We start from the raw sequence: 23,386 nt of genomic DNA on the forward strand, positions 1-23,386 counted from the left end.
CAATAATCGGTGCGCCTGTTATGCAGGCGCCCCAGGAGAATGTGATGCACAAACGACTCTGGTTACTGCTGCCTATCGTGATCCTTAGCGGTTGCCGCATTGTGTCGCAGCAGGAGCTGGCCGACCTGAAAAATCCCCCGAATCCGAAAATGGCCAATATCGCTCAGACCTGGCAGCAGAAACTGGTGCCGCAGATTCAGCATGATGCAAAACCAGTCGCCGAACTGCTCAACGCGCTGAAATCCGCTAAAGATTTTGACAGCGCCTGTCAAACCTACGGCTACCGGTCGCAAGAGGAGAATCCTTGTGTGTTCAGCGTCAAGGTTAGCGGTGAGGTGACGGCGGTGAACACCACGTCACGCAATGGGCGCATGACGGTGAAAGACGTTTCCGGCGATAACGTGACGGTGCAGGTCGGTCCGATTTTCCCCGGCACGGTGCTGCGTGATGCCTATAAAGGGGCCAGCTATCAGGACTTCAACGATCAGGTGTTGTTTGGTGACTACAGCCGCGCCATTAATCAGCAGGCCGCCAATATGATGAGCGCCTTTAAGCCCAAAGTGGGCGATAAAGTGCAGCTTTCTGGCGTGTTCAGCAGCTTCGATACCCCTGAGCAGGTGCCGAATGTCACACCTGCTGCCATCGTGCGGCAGTAAGGAGCGGGCATGCAAAATCCTCAAAGTGACGTGATTATCGAAACCCGCAATGTTTCGCGTATTTACCCCGGCGTCACCGCGCTCGATCAGGTGAACTATCGCGTCTATCGCAACAAAGTGAACGTGCTGATTGGTGAAAACGGTGCCGGTAAATCCACCATGATGAAGATGCTGGCGGGCGTGGAAACCCCTTCGTCCGGTGAAATTCTGCTGGATGGCGAAGTGGTGTCGCTCAACTCCACTCATCAGGCGGAAAAGCACGGTATCAGCATCATCTTTCAGGAACTTAATCTGTTCCCCAACATGAACGTGATGGACAACATCTTTATCGCCAATGAATTTTTCCAGCGCGGTGTGATTAACGAAAAGTATCAATATGCGTTGGCGAAATCGTTGCTTGAGCGGCTTGAGCTGGATGTTGACCCTTATGCGGCGCTGGGCGAATTGGGGATTGGCCATCAACAGCTGGTCGAGATTGCCCGGGCGCTGTCGAAAGATACGCGCGTGCTGATCATGGATGAACCCACCAGTGCGCTCAGCCAGTCTGAAGTGAAGGTGCTGTTCAACGTGATTGACCAGCTGAAACGGCGTGGCGTCACCATCATCTATATCTCGCATCGACTGGAAGAGCTGATGGAGATTGGCGATCACATCACCATTTTTCGTGACGGCCGCTTTATCAGTGAGCGAGAAGTGCGTGACGCTTCGGTTCCCTGGATCATCGAACAGATGGTCGGCGACAAGAAAAAACACTTCGACTATCAGCCCGCCACTCAGGGCGAAACGATTTTGAACGTCAACGGGCTGACGGCACTGCATCAGAATGGCGGCTACAAGCTCAATGATGTGTCGTTTTCGCTGCGTAAAGGCGAAGTGATCGGCATTTACGGTTTGCTGGGCGCGGGACGCACGGAATTGTTTAAAGGGCTGATTGGCATGATGCATTGTCAGTCTGGCAGCGTCAGCCTGAACGGTGAAGTACTGGATAAACGCAACTTCCAGCAGCGGTTAAAAAAAGGCATTGCGCTGGTGCCGGAAGACCGACAGACCGAGGGCGTGGTGCAGTTAATGTCGATCACCGCCAACATGACGCTCAGCGATCTCAGCCTGCGCGGTTTCCGCCGTGCGCTGCGATTACTCAATCCCCGTAAAGAGCAAAGCCGCGTCGATGAAATGATTGGCCATCTTGCCATTAAAGTCAGCGACCCGGATCTACCGATCACCTCACTTAGCGGTGGCAACCAGCAGAAAGTGGTGCTGGGAAAAGCGCTGATGACCGGCCCACAGGTGGTGCTGCTGGATGAACCTACGCGTGGAATCGATGTGGGGGCAAAAACGGACGTGTATCACCTGATTGGCAATCTCGCACAGCAAGGTCTGGCGGTGATGTTCTCCTCTTCTGAACTGGACGAGGTGATGGCACTGGCCGATCGCATTCTGGTGATGGCCGATGGCCGTATTACCGCCGATTTACCGCGCAGCGCGGCAACGCGAGAAGCGCTGATTAGCGCCTCAACACCGCATGATTGAGCCCGCAGGAGAGCAATAAATGAACCAGAAATACCTGCTTTATATGTACTTGCTGAAAGCGCGAACCTTTATTGCGTTACTGATCGTGGTGGGCTTTTTCAGCTTTATGGTGCCCAACTTCCTGACTACTTCAAACCTGCTGATCATGACGCAGCACGTTGCCATTACCGGGCTGCTGGCGATTGGCATGACGCTGGTGATCCTGACGGGTGGCATCGATCTGTCTGTCGGCGCGGTGGCGGGCATCTGCGGCATGGTGGCAGGGGCGCTGCTCACCAATGGCGTGCCGCTGTGGGGCGGCAATACGCTGTTCTTTAACGTGCCGGAAGTGATCCTGGTGGTGGCGCTGTTCGGCATCGGGCTGGGGCTGATCAATGGCACCGTCGTCACACGTCTGGGCGTCGCGCCCTTTATCTGCACCCTCGGCATGATGTATGTGGCACGCGGGGCCGCGTTACTGTTCAACGATGGCAGCACTTACGCCAATCTGGTGGGTGTTACGGCGCTCGGCAACACCGGTTTCGCCATGCTGGGATCCGGCAGCGTGCTCGGCGTTTATATTCCTATCTGGTTGATGATTGGCTTCCTGCTGCTCGGCCTCTATCTGACGCGCAAAACCCCGCTGGGCCGTTACATCTATGCCACCGGCGGCAATGAATCCGCGGCTCGTCTGGCGGGTGTGCCGATCATCAAAGTCAAAGTGTTCGTTTATGCCTTCTCGGGTTTGTGCGCTGCGCTGGTGGGATTGATCGTCGCATCCCAGCTGCAAACTGCGCACCCAATGACCGGCAACATGTTCGAGATGGACGCCATCGGCGCAACCGTTTTGGGCGGAACCGCGCTGGCAGGAGGGCGCGGGCGCGTATCGGGTTCGATTATTGGTGACTTTGTCATCGTGTTCCTCGCCGATGGCATGGTGATGATGGGCGTCAGCGATTTCTGGCAAATGGTGATTAAAGGGCTGGTGATTGTTACCGCCGTGGTGATCGACCAGTTCCAGCAAAAATTACAAAGTAAGGTGGTGCTGCTGCGCAGACATGAAAAAAAGCAGCAATCGGCCGCCCTGCCTGAAGCAACGCATGGATAACAGGAGGCAACATGACACGCGATTTTAGTGGAAAAACGGTGGTGATTACCGGCGCATGCCGCGGGATTGGCGCGGGCATTGCCGCACGATTTGCGCGGGATGGTGCGCGGCTGGTAATGGTGTCTAACTCGGATCGGGTATTCACCACGGCGCAGGCGCTGGAAGAACAGTACGGCAGCGAGATTCTGGCGCTGCAGGTGGATGTGACCGATGAGACGGCGGTTCAGCAGCTTTACCAGCAGGCGGCGGAGCGCTTCGGCACCATTGATGTGTCGATCCAAAATGCCGGGGTGATCACGATTGATCGCTTTGATTCAATGCCAAAGAGCGACTTTGAAAAAATTCTGGCGGTCAACACCACGGCCGTGTGGCTGTGCTGCCGCGAGGCGGCGAAATATATGGTGAAGCAGGGCAGCGGCAGCCTGATCAACACCTCATCAGGGCAGGGGCGGCAGGGTTTTATTTACACGCCACACTATGCAGCCAGTAAAATGGGCGTCATCGGTATTACTCAGAGCCTGGCGCTGGAATTGGCGCCGTGGCACATCACCGTGAATGCCTTCTGTCCGGGCATCATCGAAAGTGAGATGTGGGATTACAACGATCGCGTTTGGGGAGAAATTCTTAGCAGCGATAAAAAGCAGTATGGCAAAGGCGAGTTGATGGCGGAATGGGTGGAAAATATCCCGCTGAAACGCGCCGGGCAGCCGCAAGACGTCGCCGGGCTGGTGGCGTTTCTCGCCTCGGATGATGCGCGCTACATTACCGGTCAAACCATCAATGTGGATGGCGGGCTGATCTTCTCCTAATCGCAGCAGCCGTGAGCGTCTTGCGGGGCTTTACGCAGGGCGCTCTGCGGAGCGATGTCGCTATCAAGATAAGATGATGCCTTTTGCGAATCAGGCGATGTCCTAATTCAGCCCGGCTTTTTCTGCAATATCGGCAGAATGTGTTAGGGTATTCCAGTACAGTTTTGTGAGCCACTTCAAATTCTAAACTGGATAAAAGCCTGTTTTTGCTATGACATCTGTTTTCTCTGCTTTCAAATCACTGCGCATGCTGCCCGCTGCAACGGGGCTGCTTTTCACCGCGCCTGCTCTGGCGCTGGTCACTGACACGCATGTCGCTGATGCGCCTTTTAGCGATCCTGAACGCTTCCAGAAGATGGCCAGCGATCTCCCCGCACTTGGCTATGAAGATGAGAATGCGGCTTTCAGCAAAAATCTGGCGACCATCGCTAAGAGCATTGGTGAAGCCAGTCAGGACAGCACCAGTGACAACACTTTTGGTCATCAGGCGGGTATCTGGGCGTTTAATCATTTCCGCGATGAAGTGGCAAACCGCGTGGTGGATGAGGGCCAATCTCTGCTATCGCCTTATGGTAAAGCGCAGATCGATTTTAACGTCGATATGGATGGTAACTTCACCGGCAGTGGCGCCTCTCTGCTTACGCCGTGGGCCGATCGCTATCAATATCTGACGTTTAGTGAGGTGGGCTTCCACCAAACGGATGATGGGCTGGTGGGCAATATCGGCTTAGGACAACGCTGGACGGCGGGCAAATGGCTGCTCGGTTATAACGGTTTTGTCGATCGCATGTTCAACAGCGGATTGCAGCGCGCTTCAGTGGGAACCGAAGCCTGGGGCGATTACCTGCGCTTCTCGGCTAATTACTACACACCGCTATCGGGCTGGCAAAACCGCGATCCCTTCCAGCAGCAACGAATGGCGCGCGGCTACGACTTCACCACTCAGGGCTATCTGCCGTTTTATCGCCAACTCGGCATGTCGGTAAGTTGGGAGCAGTATCTGGGCGATGATGTGGATCTGTTTAGCAGCGGCAATACCTATCACAATCCTTCGGCACTGACTTTTGGCGTCTCGTACACGCCGGTACCGCTGGTGACATTTTCTGCCAGCCACAAAACCAGTAATGAAGGTGAAAGTCAGGATCAGCTGGGTTTACATCTTAACTATCGTTTCGGCGTGCCGTTGAGCCAGCAGTTGAGTGCCGATAACGTGGCCGAAGCGCGTTCGCTGCGCGGCAGCCGTTACGACATGGTGACGCGCAACAATACGCCGGTGGTGGAGTATCGTCAGCGCAAAACCTTATCGGTATTCCTCGCCACACCGCCATGGCAATTAAACGGCGGCGAAAGCCTGCCGCTGAAATTGCAAATCCGCAATGCGAATCCGATAACCAGGGTGACGTGGCAGGGCGATACCCAGGCGTTAAGCCTCACGCCGGGTGCGAATCCTAACGATCCGCAAGGGTGGAGCATTATTATGCCCGCGTGGAACAGCGCATCTGACGCCACTAACAGCTATCGTCTGGCGGTTACGCTGGAAGACAGCAAGGGGGGGCGGGTGACTTCCAACTGGATTACGCTGCAAATCCAGGAACCGTTTAGCATTAATTCCGGTGAGGATAATCGCTTCGATTTGCTGGCGCCTTAAAAACGGTCATCGACGAAATTCCAGCCACTTCAGTGCATGAACCTGGTAAGATAGCGGCTTATTGTCAAGAATGGATTCTTACTGCATGCCTTCAATTCCGGTTCCGCTGGTTACGCTACTGGTGCTGCTAATTTTAATCGTGACCTTAGCGGCGAACGATAAGCAACGCCACCAAACCACGCTGCTATTTCTGGTCGTCTGCTCACTGTTACTGGCGGTGGGAGCATTACGTTGGATCTGGCCGTCAACACCACTCATGGCTTTGCGCGTGTTATTAGCAACGCTAATCCCGGCGCTGGCCTGGCACTGTTTCAGCCCGCATACGACTCATCAATATTCACGCTGGAAAATCGTCCCACCCGCGCTGGCCATCATCATTATGCAGTTCTGGCCAGAAGCCATTGATAGCGCGCTATTTGTGCTTTACATCGGATACGGGGCGACATTGATTCTTATGGGCTCAGGCGGTGGGGATCGATTTAGCGATGCGCGCATCGGTGAAGTCGGCCTGGCGGCAAGAATGGCTCTTACCGCCGGTGTTTTTCTTTGCTTCTCTGGTATGACAGATTTGCTGGTGGCGCTCGAATTCACTTTGCATCAGGGCAAGCTTGTGCCACAAATCATCGCGATACTGCAAAGTTTAATGCTGCCTTTGCTTAGTCTGGCGATTGTACTTGCAGCACGGACCCGCCCCCGGGAAGTGAGTATTGAGACAGTACTGCCCGATTCTTCTCCGTTGCAGACGCCTGAGCAGGCAGCCTTGTGCCTGCAACTGGAAAATCGACTGCGGCAGGATGACCTGTTCCTTAATACACAACTCACGTTGAATCTGTTAGCACGCAAATCCGGTATTCCCTCGCGTCATATCTCACGTGCGATCAATGCGACTTACCACTGCAATGTTTCTCAGTGGATAAATGGTTTTCGCATCGCTCATGCGCAGCAGTTGCTTCGAAGCAGCTCACTGCCGATTACGGAGGTGATGCTGGCGTCAGGATTCACCACTAAATCAAATTTCAATCGCGAGTTTTTGCGCATTAGCGGACAGACGCCGAGTGCATTTCGTCAGCAGGCGGGGTCAATGCCGCTGTCAGAAAGCGAGTGATACGGGCGATTAACTCCTGATGAATATCGGCGCGGGTGCGGCTGCCTTGATCCCGGCAAACGAAGCCCTCACCAGGGGAAGATTGTTCGATTAACTCAGCACCATGGGGTTTACAGCGCTGCATAAAACTAAAGTGGGTTGCGCCTCTTATACGTGAAAACGATGTCTGTTGCGGCGGAAGATACTGCGCCAGATAGCCGGATACCAGTGAGGCGGGAAGTTCAGCACTGTCTTGTTCTGCGGATAACACCAGCACTGGCACAGAAACCCTTGCCAGGCTCTCAGGTGTGAATCCGCGCGCCAGACCAAGATCAAGCGATACGGCCGCTTTAATACGTGGGTTACGTAATTGAGCATCTAATAAAGAAGCGGTTTTTGTATTGCTGATACCTAAAGTCTCGATTAATTGACAGTCTGCTAGTTGCGCGTGGTTCTGACAATCCTGAACAAATCTGTTTGACGAAAACCGGGCACCGATTAACTCCATCACTGTCCACCCTCCAAGTGAGTGGCCGATGGCGGCGATGCGCAACGAATCGACCTTTCCTGCCAGGTGTTCGTCTGCCAATAACCGATCAAGTACCCGGCTGATATCATCTGGACGCAGCCAAAGTTTCCGGGCAGTAGCAGGATCGTGATTCTCAGTTGTTGTACCGGGATGATTGGGGGCAGCGACGATATATCCCTGCACAGTGAGTGCATGCGCCAACCAGTTGAGGTTACGCCAGTTACCGCCATAGCCGTGAGACAGAAGGACTAAAGGATGCTGTCCTGGACGAGGCGTTGCATTGCGTAACACCGACTCACCATAGAACACGGGGTTCTCACCCACTTCTTCAAAGACGCCCGTGGCGGCAGTGGGATACCAAAAAGCAACATTGAGCGGACGGTTGCCCTGGCTTTCAAGTGTTATTTGACGAAAGCCCGTTGCGGCCTGTGCAAGCGACGCACACATCATCAGCATAAGTGCACAAATACAAAATCGAATCATTAACGTAGTCTCCATGAGTGTAAAATCATGAAGAGTAATAACGGAAACAGTCAGTTATCGCGTCCTCAATCACGATTGAGTACCTGTATAACGACAATAAAAAAGGGCAGCTTGCGCTGCCCCTGGCTCATACCCAGCCGACACTAGCCGGTATGCAATGAGGGATACTCACTTAGAACTGATACACCAGACCAACAGCAGTTACGTCGTCAGTGTTGATGTTCAACGCGTTGTTATCTTTCAACAGGTTGATTTTATATTCTGCGTAAGCGGACATGTTCTTGTTGAAGTAGTAAGTCACGCCAACGGCAACGTACTTGAACAGATCGGTATCGCCCACGTTGTTCTCGACATCTTTCGCGCGAGAAGACACATAGCCCAGTGATGGACGCAGGCCGTTCAGGAACTGATACTGTGCAACGGCTTCAAAGTTAACCGCTTTGTTAGCGAAACCGCTGTTACCGATAGGCGTCGCATTCTGCGTTTCGCCATAGATGGTCGCCAGGTAAATCTGGTTAGCATCGTATTTCAGACCGGCTGCCCAGCTCTGTGCTTTATCGCCACGGCCGTAGGTCGCGGTGTTCTGTGCAGTTACGCGATCCAGATTAGCGTAAGAACCTACCAGGCTCAGACCAAAGTCAAAGTCATAAGACGTTGACAGCGCAAAGCCGTCACCATTCGAACGACGAACAGCCAGGTTGCTGGCGGTCGCGCTATCAGAGCGCTCGTTTTTGCCTTCATACTGCGCGGCAACGTTCCAGCCTTTCACCAGACCGAAGAAATCTTTGTTACGCCAGGTCAGCACACCGGTCGAACGGCCTGACAGGAACGCATCGGTGTAACCTGAATCACCACCAAAGTATGGCAGCATATCGGTGTAACCCAGCACGTCATACACCAGGCCGTAGTTACGGCCGTAGTCGATTGAACCGAACTGAGCAATTTTCAGACCCGCAAAGCCCAGACGGGTTTTGTTGCCTGAGTTGGCATCGCTGCCTTCAGAGTTGCTCAGGCTGTACTGGTATTGCCACTGACCATAGCCGGTCAGTTGGTCATTAATTTTGGTTTCGCCTTTAAAGCCCAGACGGGTATAGGAAGAAACTTCACCGTTTGCGCTGTCGTTATCAGAGAACAGATGCGAAACGTTGATTTTGCCGGTCAGGTCCAGCTTGTTGCCATCTTTGTTATAGATTTCGGCGGCCTGAGCCGAAGAAAGTCCCAGCAGTAAAGGCATCACTGCTGCCAGTAAGGAGCGCTTCATCATTTATAATTTACCCTGTGATATTTTTTAATTGTGTCCCCGTAATCGGGGTGAAAAGAAAATGACACAAAAGGTTCAAGATCAACAGTGCAATATCTGTAACTAAATATTTCCGATTGGCTTTTTGTGTGATTTTTAATCTCAACTTCCATTATATGGGATTTTACATTGGATAAACTTATCCCATCATGCATCCATTAGAATGCGAATAAAATATGTATTTTATTGAAAATAAACGGTTTATTTAAAATTAAAGAACAGTAAATAACCTTTTTAATATTTTGGTTAAATAGCACAAGCCTATGCTTTATTGTTCAATAACAAATATCGAAACCCACCTAATCATTAGCACGGTAATTATCAAGTTCACCACTTTGTGTCTTTTTATTTCCGCTTTGATAATAACCATAGTCACTAAATGTTATTTAGCTTTCGTTTAATAAACTTTGCTTAAAAGATATTCAATCTGTTCGCTGGATGTTAATAAAGATCTCAACTCTGGCATTTAGCCTCTTGATAATATCTGCACAATGACCGCGCATACGTGCACCGAGATTGCACAAGCCGCCCTAAATTAGGGCGTTTAGCGCACCTTTCTGGCGAAATATTCCCTCTCCGATCACAAAAGCACTATTTCATTTTGTAATTGCATAAATCTGCTAAAGAAATCACTGCCACACTCACTCCATCAGACATCTATTCACTTTTTATGCAATTTTAATGAATAGTGAGGTGTTTTAAGTTATTGATATTTCGTTGCGTCAGGTGATTTATGCATTTTTTTCGCTAGCTGGCACGCTTGCTGCACTCTACAGTAGAGCGGCAATACAACAGCTTTTAACAATTTTAAAACAAAAGCTTCACCTGAAGTGGAGCAGGAGAAATGGCTATGTCACTGCAAGTTTCACGTCACGATTTTGATCAATGGATGATGCCGGTATACGCCCCCGCGTCTTTTGTTCCGGTCCGTGCGGAAGGTTCAACACTCTGGGATCAACAAGGTAAGGATTACATCGACTTTGCAGGTGGCATTGCAGTGAATGCTTTAGGGCATGCGCATCCGGCGTTGCAGCAGGCACTGACAGATCAGGCAGGAAAACTGTGGCATACCGGCAATGGCTATACCAATGAACCTATTTTGCGTCTGGCTAAACAACTCATTGACGCCACCTTCGCCGATCGCGTGTTCTTCTGTAACTCCGGGGCAGAAGCCAATGAGGCGGCACTAAAGCTGGCCCGTAAAGTCGCACACGATCGTTTTGGTGCAGAGAAAAATGGCATCGTAGCCTTCAATAATGCATTTCATGGACGCACGCTGTTTACCGTTTCAGCAGGCGGACAACCGGCTTACTCTCGTGATTTTGCACCGCTGCCGCCGGCCATTGAGCATGCCACCTTCAACGATCTGGCCTCCGCCGCAGCACTGATCAACGACCACACTTGTGCAGTTATTGTCGAACCTATTCAGGGTGAGGGCGGTGTGTTACCTGCCGATCCTGGTTTCCTGCGTGGCCTGCGTGAACTGTGCGACAAACATCAGGCAACCCTGATTTTTGATGAAGTGCAAAGCGGCGTAGGTCGTACCGGTTCGCTGTATGCCTACATGCATTATGGCGTGACGCCGGATGTCCTGACCACTGCCAAAGCGCTGGGTGGCGGCTTCCCGATTGGCGCGATGCTGACACGCGAAGACCTGGCATTGGTAATGGGCGTGGGCACCCATGGCACCACCTACGGCGGTAACCCGCTGGCGGGTGCGGTCGCGGGTAAAGTGATGGAGCTAATTAACCAACCCGATTTTATGGCTGGCGTGGCGCAGCGCCACCAGTGGTTTGTCGATGCTTTGCAGGAGATGAATCAGCGCCTGCCGATCTTTAAAGAAGTTCGCGGCCTCGGGCTATTGATTGGCGCCGTGCTGAATGAAGACTTTGCCGGGAAAGCGAAGCAGTTCAACCTGGCGGCGGCTGAAGAAGGCGTAATGGTGCTGATTGCCGGTGCTAACGTGGTGCGTTTCGCGCCAGCGCTGAACATCAGCGAAGCGGAAGTGAAAGAGGGACTGGCGCGCTTTGAACGTGCCTGCGCTCGCGTGCTCACAGGAGCCGCATCATGATGGTGATTCGCCCCGTCGAACGTGACGACCTTGCGCAGTTGCTGTCGCTGGCGGGCAAAACCGGGGGCGGCTTAACTTCGCTGCCCGCCGATAGCGATACACTGAAAGCGCGTATTGAGCGTTCTCTGCTCACCTGGCAGGGCGCGCTACCGCGTGCTGAACAAGGCTATGTGTTTGTACTGGCCGACAGCGAAGACAATCGTGCTGTCGGCATCTGTGCTATTGAAGTGGCCGTGGGCCTTCAAGACCCGTGGTACAACTTCCGTGTGGGCACCCAGGTACACGCCTCGAAAGAGTTAAACGTCTACGCCAGCTTGCCAACGTTGTCGTTGAGTAACGATCACACCGGCAGCAGCGAGCTGTGCACGCTGTTCCTCGATCCCGATTATCGCGATGGCAAAAATGGCCATCTGCTGTCGAAATCCCGCTTTCTGTTTATGGCTAATTTCCGCGACCGCTTCATGAAGCATGTGGTGGCAGAGATGCGCGGTGTCAGTGATGACACCGGTCATTCCCCGTTCTGGGACAGCGTCGGCAGCCGTTTCTTCTCGATGGAGTTTCGTGAGGCCGATTTCCTCAGCGGCACCGGGCAGAAAGCTTTTATAGCCGAGCTGATGCCAAAACATCCGCTGTACATCCACTATCTCAGTGAAGCGGCGCAAAAAGTGATTGGCGAAGTGCATCCGAAAACAGCGCCCGCGCGCGCCGTGCTGGAAGCGGAAGGGTTTCGTTATCTCAATTACGTCGACATCTTTGACGGCGGCCCAACGCTGGAGTGCGAGATTGATCGCATTCGCGCCATTCGTAAAAGTCATCTGCTTCAGGCGGAAGCAGGGGAAGCGGATGAAAACTGGCCGCTGTGTCTGGTCGCCAACGGTGATTACCAGCATTTCCGCGTGGCGCTGCTGCCCGTCGATATGGCGAGCGGGAAAGTACGCATCAATGAACATCAGCGCACGACGTTGCGCTGCGATTATGGCGATGCATTGCGTGTAGTCACGCTGTGCCGCGAGGAGAAAAAAGCATGACGCACTTCATTAATGGTCAATGGCTGACAGGCGGCGCGGAAGCGTTAACCAAACAAAACCCGGTGAACGGTGAAACGTTGTGGCAAGGCCGAGCCGCGACCGGCGCGCAGGTGGCGGCAGCTTGCGAGGCGGCACGCGCCGCCTTTCCCGCGTGGGCACGCAAACCTTTTGCAGAACGTCAGGCGGTAGTGGAAGCCTTCGCCACATTACTTGAGAGCCACAAATCTGCTCTAGCAGAAACCATCGCCAAAGAAACCGGTAAACCGCGCTGGGAAACCCTGACCGAAGTGCAGGCGATGATCAATAAAATCGCCATCTCGGTGAAAGCCTATCACACCCGTACCGGAGAGCAGGCTGACGGTGAAAGCTCGCTGCGCCATCGTCCGCATGGCGTGCTCGCAGTGTTTGGTCCTTACAATTTCCCCGGCCATCTGCCGAACGGTCATATCGTTCCTGCGCTGTTGGCGGGCAACTGCGTGGTGTTTAAACCGAGTGAACTCACGCCGATGACAGCGGAAAAAACCGTTGAGCTGTGGGAGCAGGCGGGACTGCCGGCAGGCGTGATAGCGCTGTTGCAGGGCGCGCGCGAAACCGGCCAGGCGCTGGCGCATGAGCCACAAATTGATGGCCTGCTGTTTACCGGCAGCGCCGCAACGGGCTATCACCTGCACCGCCAGTTTGCCGGGCAGCCCGAGAAAATGCTGGCGCTGGAGATGGGCGGTAACAATGCGCTGATCGTTGAAGATCCTTCAGACCTTGATGGCGCGGTACACATTGCGATTCAGTCAGCTTTTATTACGGCTGGACAGCGCTGTACCTGTGCACGTCGTCTGTTGGTGAAACGCGGAGCGGCAGGCGATGCCTTCCTGCAGCGTTTGGTGGAAGTGGCCGGACGTCTGCAACCTGGCGCCTGGAATGCTGAACCGCAACCCTTTATGGGCAGCGTGATTTCACCTACCGCCGCTGGACATATTCATGCGGCCTGGCAGCAGCGTATCGATCTGGGCGGCAAGGTGTTGCTGGCGATGCACTGGCCGGATCGCGACAGCGCCATTATCACTCCCGGCATCATTGAGATGACCGACGTGGCGAAACTGCCTGACGAAGAGGTGTTTGGTCCGCTGCTGCAGGTGATCCGTTACGATGAATACGATCAGGCGATTCGTATTGCCAACCAGACGCGTTACGGCTTGTCCTGCGGCTTGATTTCTCCGCAGCGCGAGCAGTTCGACCAGCTGCTGCTGGAGGCGCGTGCCGGGATTGTTAACTGGAATAAACCGTTAACCGGTGCCGCTAGCTCAGCGCCGTTTGGCGGTGTGGGGGCTTCCGGTAACCATCGCGCCAGCGCCTGGTATGCAGCGGATTACTGCGCGTGGCCGATGGCATCTTTGGAGAGCCCCAGCCTGGCGTTGCCGGGCAGCTTATCGCCGGGACTCGATTTCTCCGCGGAAGGAGCTGAATAATGAAAGCGTTTGAAGCCAACTTTGATGGACTGGTCGGCCTGACGCACCATTACGCCGGGCTCTCCTTTGGTAATGAAGCCTCAACGCGCAATCAGCTGCAGCCTTCTAACCCGCGTCTGGCCGCGAAGCAGGGCCTGTTGAAAATGAAAGCGCTGGCGGACATGGGCTACGTGCAAGGGGTGATTCCGCCGCATGAGCGGCCGAATATCCCGCTATTGCGCCAGCTGGGTTTCGCTGGCACGGATGAACAGGTACTGGCGAAAGCCGCTCAGCAGGCACCGCAGCTATTGTCTGCGGCCAGTTCTGCCTCGGCAATGTGGGTGGCGAATGCCGCTACCGTATCGCCTTCAGCCGACAGCGCCGATGGCCGCGTACACTTCACCGTGGCCAACCTCAATAATAAGTTTCATCGCGCCATCGAAGCGCCGGAAACCGCCGACTTGCTGCGCGCCATTTTCCGCGATCCGCAGCACTTCAGCGTGCATGACGCTTTGCCGCAGGTGGCCCTGTTTGGCGATGAAGGTGCCGCTAACCACAACCGCTTTTGCGCCGGGTATGGTGATGCGGGTGTGCAGCTGTTTATTTATGGTCGTGATGGGCAACAGCAGGGCGCTGCACCGGCGCGTTATCCGGCACGTCAAACGCGAGAGGCCAGCGCCGCGGTGGCGCGTCTGCATCAGCTCGACGACCAGCGCACGCTGTTTGCTCAGCAAAACCCGCTGGTAATCGATCAGGGCGTGTTCCACAACGATGTCATCGCCGTTAGCAACCAGCAGGTGCTGTTCTGCCATGAAGAAGCGTTTGTTGAACAGCCTGCGTTATTGCAACAGCTGGCGGCGCGCGTGCCTGGCTTCCAGCCTATTGTGGTGCCACGCGATCAAGTGTCAGTGGCGGACGCGGTGAATACCTATCTGTTTAACAGCCAGCTGTTGCAGCATCCTGAAGGTGGGATGCGACTGGTGCTGCCAGAAGAGTCGCGCCAGCACGCGGGTGTATGGCGCTATTTGTCCGGGCTGGTGGAGAGCGGCGGACCGATTCGTGAACTCACGGTGTTCGACCTACGTGAGAGCATGTGTAACGGCGGTGGACCAGCCTGTCTGCGTTTACGCGTGGTGCTGAATGAAGCAGAGCGCCAGGCCCTCAATCCAGCGGTACTGATGAATGATCGCCTGTTCACCACCCTGAACAGCTGGGTGGATCGCCACTACCGAGATCGCCTCACGCAAGCCGATTTGGCCGATCCGCAATTGCTGCGTGAAGGACGCACCGCGCTGGATGAGCTGACACAGCTGCTAGACTTAGGCAGTGTCTACGCATTTCAGCGTTAACCTCAGAGTGGAAGTCAAGCTTCTGAGTTGAAAAGGAGTCTACATGCAGGATTTTCTACAACAGACCCTGTCAGGCAAGCCGCCCCAGCAGCGGCAGGGCAGCAACGCCCATTTGCAGTGGCAGTGGCATGACGAGGGCATTTTATCCCTGACACCACACGCGCCGACGCAGCAGGCATTGGTACTCTCGGCCGGCGTACACGGCAACGAAACGGCGCCGGTTGAGATTCTTAACCTGCTGCTGAAGCCACTGCTGCGGGGAGATCAGCCGTTGGCAGTGCGGTTGCTAGTGATATTGGGCAATCCAGAAGCGCTGCGCAGCGGCAAACGCTATCAGCAATATGATATTAACCGTTTGTTCGGAGGGCGCTGGCAGAAGGTGCCTGACTTACCTGAAGCCCAGCGTACGCTGCAGCTGGAGCAAGCGCTTGAGCGGTTTTGGCACGAGTGTCGCGATCATGAAGTGCGCTGGCATCTCGATCTGCATACCGCGATTCGTGGCTCGTACCATGCGCGCTTCGGCGTGATGCCGCTGAATCCTCAGCCATGGCCGGACGATTTTCTGCACTGGCTGGCGGCGGCAGAGCTGGAGGCATTGGTGTTTCATCGTTCACCAGGAGGCACCTTTACCCACTACAGCTGTGAGCATCACGATGCGGCCAGCTGTACGCTGGAACTGGGGAAGGCGCTGCCGTTTGGTGAAAACGATCTCAGCCAATTCGCGGCGGTACAGTTGGCGCTGGCGGCATTGCTGTACGGTGAGCCATTGCCAGAAGTGCGGGAACAGCCGCGACACTATCGCGTGGCACAGCAGATTACCCGTCACAGTGACGAGTTTGTCCTGCACATGGGGCCAGAAACCCTGAACTTTACCGCGTTTCCGCAGGGCACGTTGCTGGCAGAAGAGGGTGAGACGCGCTATTACGTGCAACAGGCACGCGAATATGTGCTGTTTCCCAATCCTCATGTTGCCGCTGGCCTGCGTGCTGGCTTGATGCTGGTGGAAGAGAACGCGCAAACGCAGGCGCTGACGTTATAAATAAAAATGGGTGAATGAAATTCACCCATTTTTCCCTTCCGCAAAACCGACAATACCGTTACACTCCTCCTTAATTCCTGCGTATTTCCCTTTGATTGTCATACTCTTTTGCAATTCCTCACGCATTTCTTCTCTTTCTCTCCATGATTGCCTGATTACTGTCTTTTATGCTTTCAGGGCTTTACTCAGACTCTGAGTAGTTGACGTTAGGCGTCGTATGCTTGTTTCCGAAGACGCGACACACCTTGTCGTCATGAAACTGAATAGTAAGGACAAATATTATGCGTAAACTCACTTCCCTGTTCCTGGCTACTGCAATGGCTCTTGGTGCTGCCAACATCGTCCACGCTGCAGCGGACAATCTGACACCACCGCCAGCAGGTAGCGAAAAACCAATGCACAAGCCGCCAATGCGTCATCACGGTATGGAGATGATGTTCAAAGGCCTGAATTTGACGGATGCGCAGAAAGCGCAGATCAAAACCATCATGCGTGACAGCCATAAAGAGATGAAACGTCCATCTCTGGAAGAGCGCCGTGCGGACCACAGCATCATCGCTTCAGATACTTTCGATAAAGCGAAAGCCGAAGCGCAGGCTGAGAAAATGACCGCCAACGCGAAAGATCGTGCGGTGAGCATGATGGAAACGCAGAACAAGATTTACAACGTGCTGACGCCTGAACAGAAAAAACAGTACAACGCCAACTTTGAGAAACGTCTGACAGAGAAAGGCCCGCATGACGGTAAAATGCCGCCACCGCCGGCTGATGGTGAATAAGCCGTTTAGCTAATCGGTTTGAGACCGCCGACGCTGTCCACTGCATCTGATGCTTTGGGCAGCGTCGGCGGTTTTGTTTTAAAGTTCAATCAGCGGGAAAACCCCGGACAGTAGCGGGCGGCACAAAATTTTATAGCCGTCATGATCAAAACCCTGACGTGCGCGCTGCAGTTGGCGAGCCTCCACTTCGGTGGCGACCGAACCGAGCCAGAACCAGTGATCAATGACGTGAATCTGCGTCATCGCCGTTCCCACTTCTACCATGCCAACCGGGCCTTGCCACGGCCAGCACACCACACGCATCTGTTCCAGCGCCTCATGCAAGCGTTGCTGATGGGCTTCAATGGATTCATTGCCACAACACGCCCCAGCGCAGCGTTTTAGCGCGGCGCGAAAACAGCCGCGTCCCGGCGTTAAACGCTCTAATCCCAGCAATCCATGGCACAGGCGCTGTTCATCGGCAATCGTCTTGAGTTTTTCCATGGCCGCAAAGCGACTGCGAAACAAACCGTAGAGGTTGGGTGAGCACGAGAAGTCGAGATCTTTGGCGTACACGACCTGCGGAGCGCCATCGCCAAGCTGCAAAGAACAAAGCTGACGATTTTTGCGCAGGCGCTTATTAAACAGCGGCTGCTGCGTTTTGATCATCTGCGCTTCCAGCAATTGCGCACCAAGATCGCCAGCGGTAGGGATCCAGGTCACGCGCCGTGCCTGGCGCAACATACTGGCTTCATCCGGGGTGCGAAAATGCGACATCACCCGACTGCGCAGGTTGACGCTTTTGCCGATATACAGCGGCAGGTTATCGCTGTCACCGTGAAAGGTATAAACGCCAGGCTGATTGGGTAACCCTTCCAGCCACTGACGTAAATGTTCGGGATATTGATAAATCGCGGCCGCATCAAATTCGAGGCGGTGGCTGGCTGCACGTCTGACCAAAACTCACTCCGATTACTGGTTGTCTGTCCAGTATATCAGCGTGATGCTTTTCTCGCCAGTCAGCGGCAGAAGGAGGGCGTTTCCCGCGATAGCGGCGGGAAACGTAGAGAAGTTACTTTTTCCAGAAATCATCGAACACGGTAATCGGCGGGCGACGTTTGTGTTCGGTTTTCAGATACCAGCCTTCAATGGTCTTCGCGGCGGCGGCATCGATGGTTTTGCCTTCCAGATAAGCGTCAATCTGTTGATAGGTAACGCCAAGCGCCACTTCGTCCTGCAAGCCAGGACGATCGTCTTCCAGATCGGCAGTAGGATGCTTCAGATACAAGTGTTCCGGGCAGCCGAGGGTTTTTAACAGCTGTTTGCCCTGGCCTTTGTGCAGGCGGAAAATCGGGTTGATATCGCTGCCGCCGTCACCGTATTTGGTGAAGAAACCGGTCACGGCTTCGGCCGCATGGTCGGTGCCCACCACCACGCCTTTGGTCATGCCGGCGATGCTGTATTGTGCCTTCATACGCTCACGCGCTTTCTCGTTGCCGCGCACGAAATCGGAAACCACGATGCCCGCTTCTTTCAACGCGCGCTCACTGGCGAGAATTGCTTCCTTGATATTCACGACCAACGTGCGATCCGGCTGGATAAACGCCAGCGCATCCTGACAATCCTGTTCATCGGCCTGCACGCCATACGGCAGGCGCACGGCGATAAAGGTGTAATCCTTATCGCCGGTCTCGTCACGCAACTCGCGAATGGCGGTTTGAGACAGAATGCCGGTTAGCGTGGAGTCCTGCCCGCCGCTGATGCCGAGCACCAGGGTTTTCAGGAATGGATTGGCTTTCAGGTAGGATTTCAGAAAATCGACGCTGACGCGGACTTCCTGTTGCGGATCGATAACGGGTTTCACACCCAACGCTTCAATGATTTCCTGCTGCAGTGACATGAACCTCTCCTCAAGTCAGTAGCCTGACGGCACAATGCGAATCATCTGCTAAAGCTAACGCCTCCGCTGGCAAACAACAAGCCGCATGGCTTGTTGTCGCACTTATTTGCAGGCTTTTCAGGCGCTTTTCGGTTTTTGTGCCAACAGGATGAACATCAAAATTGCCAGCATAAAGCAGCCAAAGATGGTGCCCGTCATGCTCGCCACCGAGGTGCCGCCCAGCCCGGTCACTGGCACAGCAATGGCGCCTAAGGTAAACATGGTGACGCCAATCACCGCCGAGGCGCTGCCCGCACGATGTCCCTGACTCTGCATCGCAAGAGACGAAGCCGTGGTCGCAATCACACCGTTACTGGCGATGGTGAAGAACAGTGCCAGCAGAATAATCGGCAGTGGCGCACCAGTCAGGCCGGCTAATAGCAGGCAACTCGACGCGACAAACGCCAGCGTCAGCCCGCCTTTCAGAACACGATATTCACCCCAAAGCGGGCACAAACGTGCACTGGTTTGCGATGCAATAATCAGGCCGAAGCCATTGGCCGCGAAGCAGAAACTAAACGCCTGCGGTGACAAACCATAGATTTGCTGTAACACAAACGGGGAAGCGCCAATGTAGGCAAACATCCCGGACATCATAAAGCCCTGTGTCAGGCAAAAGCCCATAAATGGACGATGGGTGATCACCTGGCCGAGAGCCGCCCAGGCGGAAAAGATCGAGCCCTGGCTGCGACGTTCGGCGGGCAGCGTTTCGTGCAGTTTCCAGCGCGCGAGGAAGATTAGCAGTACGGCGATACACCCGAGTACCACAAAAATGCCGCGCCAGTTCAGCACCGTCATTAACACGCCGCCAAGCACCGGCGCACCAATCGGCGCCAGACCATTTACCAGCATCAATAGGGCAAAGAAACGCGTCAGTTCATGGCCACTGTACATATCGCGCGCGATGGCGCGTGACAATACCGCACCGCCAGCGCCCGCCAGGCCTTCAAACAGACGTGCTACCAGCAGCGAGTGAATGTCTTTTGCCAGCGCGCAGCCAATGGAAGCGATAAACAACAGCACCAGTGACAGCATCAGGGGGCGAATACGGCCAAATTTGTCGCTCATCGGGCCAAACAGCAATTGTCCTGCGCCGAGCCCCAGCAAACCTGCGGTTAAACTCAACTGCGCGGTGGCGGTTTCGGTGTGCAGATCGCGCGCCAGTTCAGGTAAGGCGGGCAGATACAGGTCGATGCAGAGCGGTCCGAGTGCCGCAAGCAGGCCCAGCGTAATGGCGTAAACCAGCCGATTAGAGTGTGCAGGTGTCATTGATCCTCTGTCTTATTGATGTCTTGAGATTTTTTTGCCGGGGGATTATACGAAGCGTGAAGCGGCAACACAGCAACTTTACGAAAAACTAACGTTTCAGAAATTGCCTAAAACATTGCCATTGATTTGATTAATCTGGATTTATGTTCCAGGCTTAGTGTGACATGGACAAAGTATGAGGAATATAAAGATGAAAAAAGTGCTGGGATGTATCGCTGCCGCTGTGACGCTGGTAGCCCTGTCTGGTTGTACGACTTATGACAAAGCCGAAAGCTATGTGACTAAGCCGGTGGTTAAGGATGTGAAAAAAGGTATGACGCGCGATCAGGTTCGCCAGATTGCAGGTGCGCCATCAACTGAAATCACCATGGTACATGCCCGTGGTACTTGCCAGACATACGTGATTGGTGAGCGTGATGGTAAACCACAGACCTACTTTGTCAGCTATAACGATGTGGGCCGCGTAATGAACTACGGCTTCCAGAGCTGTAAAGACTACGATACCGATCCGCAAGCTGCGCAGTAATTCTTGCCGAATGCAAAAAGGCCCGTCAATGACGGGCCTTTTTTCGTTTAACGCTTACAGTCCGTAAGGGCGGGGCACTTCAACATAATTGCCGCCCATCTCACGCTGATAGTAGTGACCTTCCTGCACGTAATAGCGTTTTCCGTTGAAATCCAGTACGCGCATCCCACCTTCTGGCGGCGCCTCAGGCGACTGGACCACCACGTAGGTATCGCCCTGGCGCTGGTAGTAGTTACCATTCAGCATGTAATAGGTGAGACCGCCTATCAGTACCGCTGTCGCCGCTTCAGGTAAGAAGCGCAGCGGACCAGGACCGCCCCAACGTGGGCCACCACCCCAATGTGGACCTGGGCCGGGGCCCCAGCCGTAAGGGTGGGCAAAACTAATGGCGGGCGTTAATAAGGTTAACGCCAGCACCGAGGCGATAACGTGTTTCATCGGTGATTCTCCTGCTATGACTGATAGCAGAATTAGCCTTCTGATGAGAAAACTCAAGAGAAAAGTGGCTGATTTTTCGTCTGTTTACCATGCTTAACGCTTTCCTGACGCTAGCGCCACGATCGGGGATAATTGCGGAGTTTAAGCCATAAAAAAACGGCAGGCGAGTAGGCCTGCCGTTGTTCAATTGCGTCGGAATTAACGATGCGCCAGTTCGGCGTGCTCGTCGCTCTCCAGCACTTTTTTGTCAGTCAAACCGAGCCAGCGGCTGGTGAGTGAACCGGCCGTCATCGAACCATTGACGTTCAATGCGGTACGGCCCATATCGATCAGCGGCTCGATGGAGATCAGCAGCGCAACCAGCGTTACCGGCAAGCCCATCGCAGGCAGCACAATCAGCGCTGCGAATGTGGCTCCGCCGCCGACACCGGCAACACCCGCAGAACTCAGCGTGACGATACCGACCAGCGTGGCAATCCACATCGGATCAAACGGGTTGATGCCGACCGTTGGCGCGACCATCACCGCCAGCATGGTTGGATACAAACCAGCACAACCGTTCTGACCAATGGTGGCACCGAAGGAAGCCGAGAAGCTGGCAATCGATTCCGGCACGCCAAGACGGCGCGTCTGCGTTTCCACGTTCAGCGGAATACTGGCTGCACTGGAACGGCTGGTGAAAGCGAAGGTGATCACCGGCCATACTTTACGGAAGAAGCGCATCGGGTTGATGCCGTTCACCGACAGCAGCAGGGCATGTACGCCAAACATAATCGCCAGACCGAGATAAGAGGCGACCACGAAACCGCCCAGCTTGATGATGTCCTGCAGGTTAGAGCCCGCTACCACTTTGGTCATCAGCGCCAGCACGCCGTAAGGCGTCAGCTTCATGATCAAACGTACCAGCTTCATCACCCAGGACTGCAGAGTGTCAATCGCCACCAGCACGCGCTCGCCTTTGACTTTGTCATCCTTCAACAGCTGCAGTGCAGCGACACCAAGGAAGGCGGCGAAAATCACCACGCTGATGATTGAGGTGGGGTTCGCGCCCGCCATATCAGCAAATGGATTTTTCGGGATAAAGGAGAGTAGCAACTGCGGCGTGCTGAGATCTGCAACCTTGCCAACATAGTTGCTTTGTATCGCGCTCAGGCGTGCGGTTTCCTGCACACCCTGCACCAGACCTTCCGCGCTCAGGCCAAACAGACCGGTGACCATCACACCCACCAGCGCCGAAATAGCGGTAGTGAACAGCAATACGCCAATGGTCAGCACGCTGATTTTGCCGAGTGAAGAGGCATTATGCAGACGTGCCACCGCGCTCAGGATCGAGGCAAATACCAGCGGCATCACAATCATCTGCAGCAGCTGGACATAACCATTGCCGACGATGTTGAACCAGCCAATCGAGGCCTTCACCACCGGGCTGTTTTCGCCATAAATGGTTTGCAGCGCCAGGCCGAACAATACGCCAATCACCAAACCGGTCAGCACGCGCTTCGACAGGCTCCAGCTTTGATTGCCAATGCGATTCAACAGAATCAGCAACGCAACGAAGGCGACGATATTAATAATGAGGGGAAAATCCATACTCGACTCCAGAGATGTGCCGCGCAGCAGGTTTGGCTGGCGCGGAAAACAGTAAGTTCCCGTCAGGGAATGTCAGGAATGTTACCAGTTCAGGAAAGTGCAGGCTTATACTCAAAAGGAATGGTTTATAACTTTATTGATTGATTTGCCTGGTTATTGACCGCTTTGGCCATTAACTAATCGACCGACACCATTTTGCAGCGTATTAAACAGTTGCTCGGGCCAACCGTTGGCACCAAAAGAGGGCATGCCAGCCGGAAACCACAGTGCGTAGCCGACCAATGCGAGGCAAAGTGCACGTTCCAGCTGATTGCCTTTTTGGCTGTTGAGCAGTGGCAAACGGAAACGCCAGCGGCACGGCCAGAGCAAGGGAACGCCTGCGGGAGTCAACATGTCGGCGACGATGTGGCTGAGATAGCCCAACGTCATCCCCTGCAGAACATCGGCAGGCAGGAACCAGTCCGCCGGGACGTTGATCTGGAACAGCCACAGGCTTATCGCCACCGCCAGCAAGCTGTGGGTAAACCCGCGATGGCCAAAGGCGCGGGCAATAGGTTGCGAGATCCATCTCAGGCGCTGACCTAATACGGATTTAGGATGGTCGATATCGGGCAGCAGACAGGTCAACAGCGCAGCAGGCACGAGATGCCACCAGTCGGCGCTGGCCATCACTGGCGTCAGCTCCGCACGCTTGGCAAAAATCGCGCTGGCAATGGCAAAAATGATATGGCCTTCGGCCGTCATGATGAAACCTGGCTGCAAAAACTGTCGATGCATCCAGTATAGGGATTTATCCAGTGAAATAGAACGG

Annotated in this window: 21 protein-coding genes; 13 read left to right on the top strand and 8 right to left on the bottom strand. The window is 54.3% G+C overall.

The window, feature by feature from the left end:
• The first annotated feature begins 44 nt into the window (after nucleotides 1-44).
• From LBW88_RS02930 to LBW88_RS02955, 6 genes are all read left to right on the top strand, one after another.
• Nucleotides 45-656, top strand: coding sequence for a DUF2291 family protein (locus tag LBW88_RS02930; protein ID WP_224928958.1), 612 nt, complete (start codon nucleotides 45-47; stop codon nucleotides 654-656).
• 9 nt (nucleotides 657-665) lie between these two features.
• Entirely contained in the window at nucleotides 666-2,186 is a 1,521-nt protein-coding gene (locus tag LBW88_RS02935) for a sugar ABC transporter ATP-binding protein (protein WP_224928955.1), read from the top strand.
• A gap of 19 nt (nucleotides 2,187-2,205) precedes the next feature.
• Nucleotides 2,206-3,273: an ABC transporter permease gene (locus tag LBW88_RS02940; protein ID WP_224928953.1), complete on the top strand. Its 1,068-nt coding sequence runs from the start codon at nucleotides 2,206-2,208 to the stop codon at nucleotides 3,271-3,273.
• Nucleotides 3,274-3,284: 11 nt separating this feature from the next.
• Nucleotides 3,285-4,082, top strand: a complete 798-nt coding sequence (locus LBW88_RS02945; protein ID WP_224928951.1) for a glucose 1-dehydrogenase — start codon at nucleotides 3,285-3,287, stop codon at nucleotides 4,080-4,082.
• 211 nt (nucleotides 4,083-4,293) lie between these two features.
• Nucleotides 4,294-5,730, top strand: a complete 1,437-nt coding sequence (locus LBW88_RS02950; protein WP_414004066.1) for a YchO/YchP family invasin — start codon at nucleotides 4,294-4,296, stop codon at nucleotides 5,728-5,730.
• An 85-nt stretch (nucleotides 5,731-5,815) separates the two neighbouring features.
• Nucleotides 5,816-6,835, top strand: a complete 1,020-nt coding sequence (locus LBW88_RS02955) for a helix-turn-helix domain-containing protein (protein WP_224928948.1) — start codon at nucleotides 5,816-5,818, stop codon at nucleotides 6,833-6,835.
• On the opposite strand, the gene LBW88_RS02960 is transcribed toward LBW88_RS02955, so the two are convergent.
• The gene (locus LBW88_RS02960; protein WP_224928945.1) at nucleotides 6,768-7,841 is read right to left on the bottom strand and encodes an alpha/beta hydrolase family protein; all 1,074 of its coding nucleotides are present in this window, start codon (nucleotides 7,839-7,841) and stop codon (nucleotides 6,768-6,770) included. The two genes, LBW88_RS02955 and LBW88_RS02960, sit on opposite strands and share 68 nt — an antisense overlap.
• 157 nt (nucleotides 7,842-7,998) lie before the next feature.
• Nucleotides 7,999-9,090 carry a porin gene (locus LBW88_RS02965; protein ID WP_320442522.1) on the bottom strand — a complete coding sequence of 364 codons (1,092 nt, stop codon included), beginning with the start codon at nucleotides 9,088-9,090 and terminating at the stop codon, nucleotides 7,999-8,001.
• An 886-nt stretch (nucleotides 9,091-9,976) separates the two neighbouring features.
• Between LBW88_RS02965 and LBW88_RS02970 the strand changes: the two genes are divergently transcribed.
• The 6 genes from LBW88_RS02970 (at nucleotide 9,977) to spy (ending at nucleotide 16,834) form a co-directional block, all read left to right on the top strand.
• The gene (locus LBW88_RS02970) at nucleotides 9,977-11,197 is read left to right on the top strand and encodes an aspartate aminotransferase family protein (RefSeq protein WP_224928942.1); all 1,221 of its coding nucleotides are present in this window, start codon (nucleotides 9,977-9,979) and stop codon (nucleotides 11,195-11,197) included.
• Nucleotides 11,194-12,225: an arginine N-succinyltransferase gene (gene astA / locus LBW88_RS02975; RefSeq protein WP_224928939.1), complete on the top strand. Its 1,032-nt coding sequence runs from the start codon at nucleotides 11,194-11,196 to the stop codon at nucleotides 12,223-12,225. Before LBW88_RS02970 ends, astA begins: the two co-directional genes overlap by 4 nt.
• The gene (gene astD, locus LBW88_RS02980; protein ID WP_224928937.1) at nucleotides 12,222-13,688 is read left to right on the top strand and encodes a succinylglutamate-semialdehyde dehydrogenase; all 1,467 of its coding nucleotides are present in this window, start codon (nucleotides 12,222-12,224) and stop codon (nucleotides 13,686-13,688) included. Before astA ends, astD begins: the two co-directional genes overlap by 4 nt.
• Nucleotides 13,688-15,016 carry an N-succinylarginine dihydrolase gene (gene astB / locus LBW88_RS02985; RefSeq protein WP_224928934.1) on the top strand — a complete coding sequence of 443 codons (1,329 nt, stop codon included), beginning with the start codon at nucleotides 13,688-13,690 and terminating at the stop codon, nucleotides 15,014-15,016. The genes astD and astB overlap by 1 nt, the downstream gene beginning before the upstream one ends.
• Nucleotides 15,017-15,059: 43 nt before the next feature.
• On the top strand, nucleotides 15,060-16,055 hold the full coding sequence (gene astE / locus LBW88_RS02990; RefSeq protein WP_224928932.1) for a succinylglutamate desuccinylase: 996 nt from the start codon (nucleotides 15,060-15,062) through the stop codon (nucleotides 16,053-16,055).
• Nucleotides 16,056-16,336: 281 nt separating this feature from the next.
• Entirely contained in the window at nucleotides 16,337-16,834 is a 498-nt protein-coding gene (gene spy, locus LBW88_RS02995) for an ATP-independent periplasmic protein-refolding chaperone Spy (RefSeq protein ID WP_224928929.1), read from the top strand.
• A gap of 78 nt (nucleotides 16,835-16,912) precedes the next feature.
• Here spy and cho read toward each other — a convergent pair whose 3' ends face one another.
• The 3 genes from cho to LBW88_RS03010 all read right to left on the bottom strand — a co-directional run bounded on the left by cho (nucleotide 16,913) and on the right by LBW88_RS03010 (nucleotide 20,021).
• A complete protein-coding gene (cho, locus tag LBW88_RS03000; RefSeq protein WP_224928926.1) occupies nucleotides 16,913-17,773 on the bottom strand; it encodes an excinuclease Cho in 861 nt (286 codons plus the stop codon).
• A 112-nt stretch (nucleotides 17,774-17,885) separates the two neighbouring features.
• Nucleotides 17,886-18,713, bottom strand: a complete 828-nt coding sequence (gene nadE, locus LBW88_RS03005) for an ammonia-dependent NAD(+) synthetase (RefSeq protein ID WP_224928924.1) — start codon at nucleotides 18,711-18,713, stop codon at nucleotides 17,886-17,888.
• Between the two features lie 117 nt (nucleotides 18,714-18,830).
• On the bottom strand, nucleotides 18,831-20,021 hold the full coding sequence (locus tag LBW88_RS03010; protein WP_224928921.1) for a multidrug effflux MFS transporter: 1,191 nt from the start codon (nucleotides 20,019-20,021) through the stop codon (nucleotides 18,831-18,833).
• Between the two features lie 190 nt (nucleotides 20,022-20,211).
• Between LBW88_RS03010 and osmE the strand changes: the two genes are divergently transcribed.
• Nucleotides 20,212-20,547: an osmotically-inducible lipoprotein OsmE gene (gene osmE / locus LBW88_RS03015; RefSeq protein WP_224928917.1), complete on the top strand. Its 336-nt coding sequence runs from the start codon at nucleotides 20,212-20,214 to the stop codon at nucleotides 20,545-20,547.
• 54 nt (nucleotides 20,548-20,601) lie between these two features.
• On the opposite strand, the gene LBW88_RS03020 is transcribed toward osmE, so the two are convergent.
• The 3 genes from LBW88_RS03020 to LBW88_RS03030 form a co-directional block, all read right to left on the bottom strand.
• Nucleotides 20,602-20,985, bottom strand: a complete 384-nt coding sequence (locus LBW88_RS03020) for a DUF6515 family protein (protein WP_224928914.1) — start codon at nucleotides 20,983-20,985, stop codon at nucleotides 20,602-20,604.
• A gap of 198 nt (nucleotides 20,986-21,183) precedes the next feature.
• On the bottom strand, nucleotides 21,184-22,575 hold the full coding sequence (locus LBW88_RS03025) for an L-cystine transporter (RefSeq protein ID WP_100699870.1): 1,392 nt from the start codon (nucleotides 22,573-22,575) through the stop codon (nucleotides 21,184-21,186).
• A 153-nt stretch (nucleotides 22,576-22,728) separates the two neighbouring features.
• Nucleotides 22,729-23,319, bottom strand: a complete 591-nt coding sequence (locus tag LBW88_RS03030; RefSeq protein ID WP_200571592.1) for a metal-dependent hydrolase — start codon at nucleotides 23,317-23,319, stop codon at nucleotides 22,729-22,731.
• Between the last annotated feature and the right edge of the window lie 67 nt (nucleotides 23,320-23,386).

This window comes from Pantoea sp. alder81 (assembly GCF_020179835.1).
GTDB lineage: Bacteria > Pseudomonadota > Gammaproteobacteria > Enterobacterales > Enterobacteriaceae > Pantoea.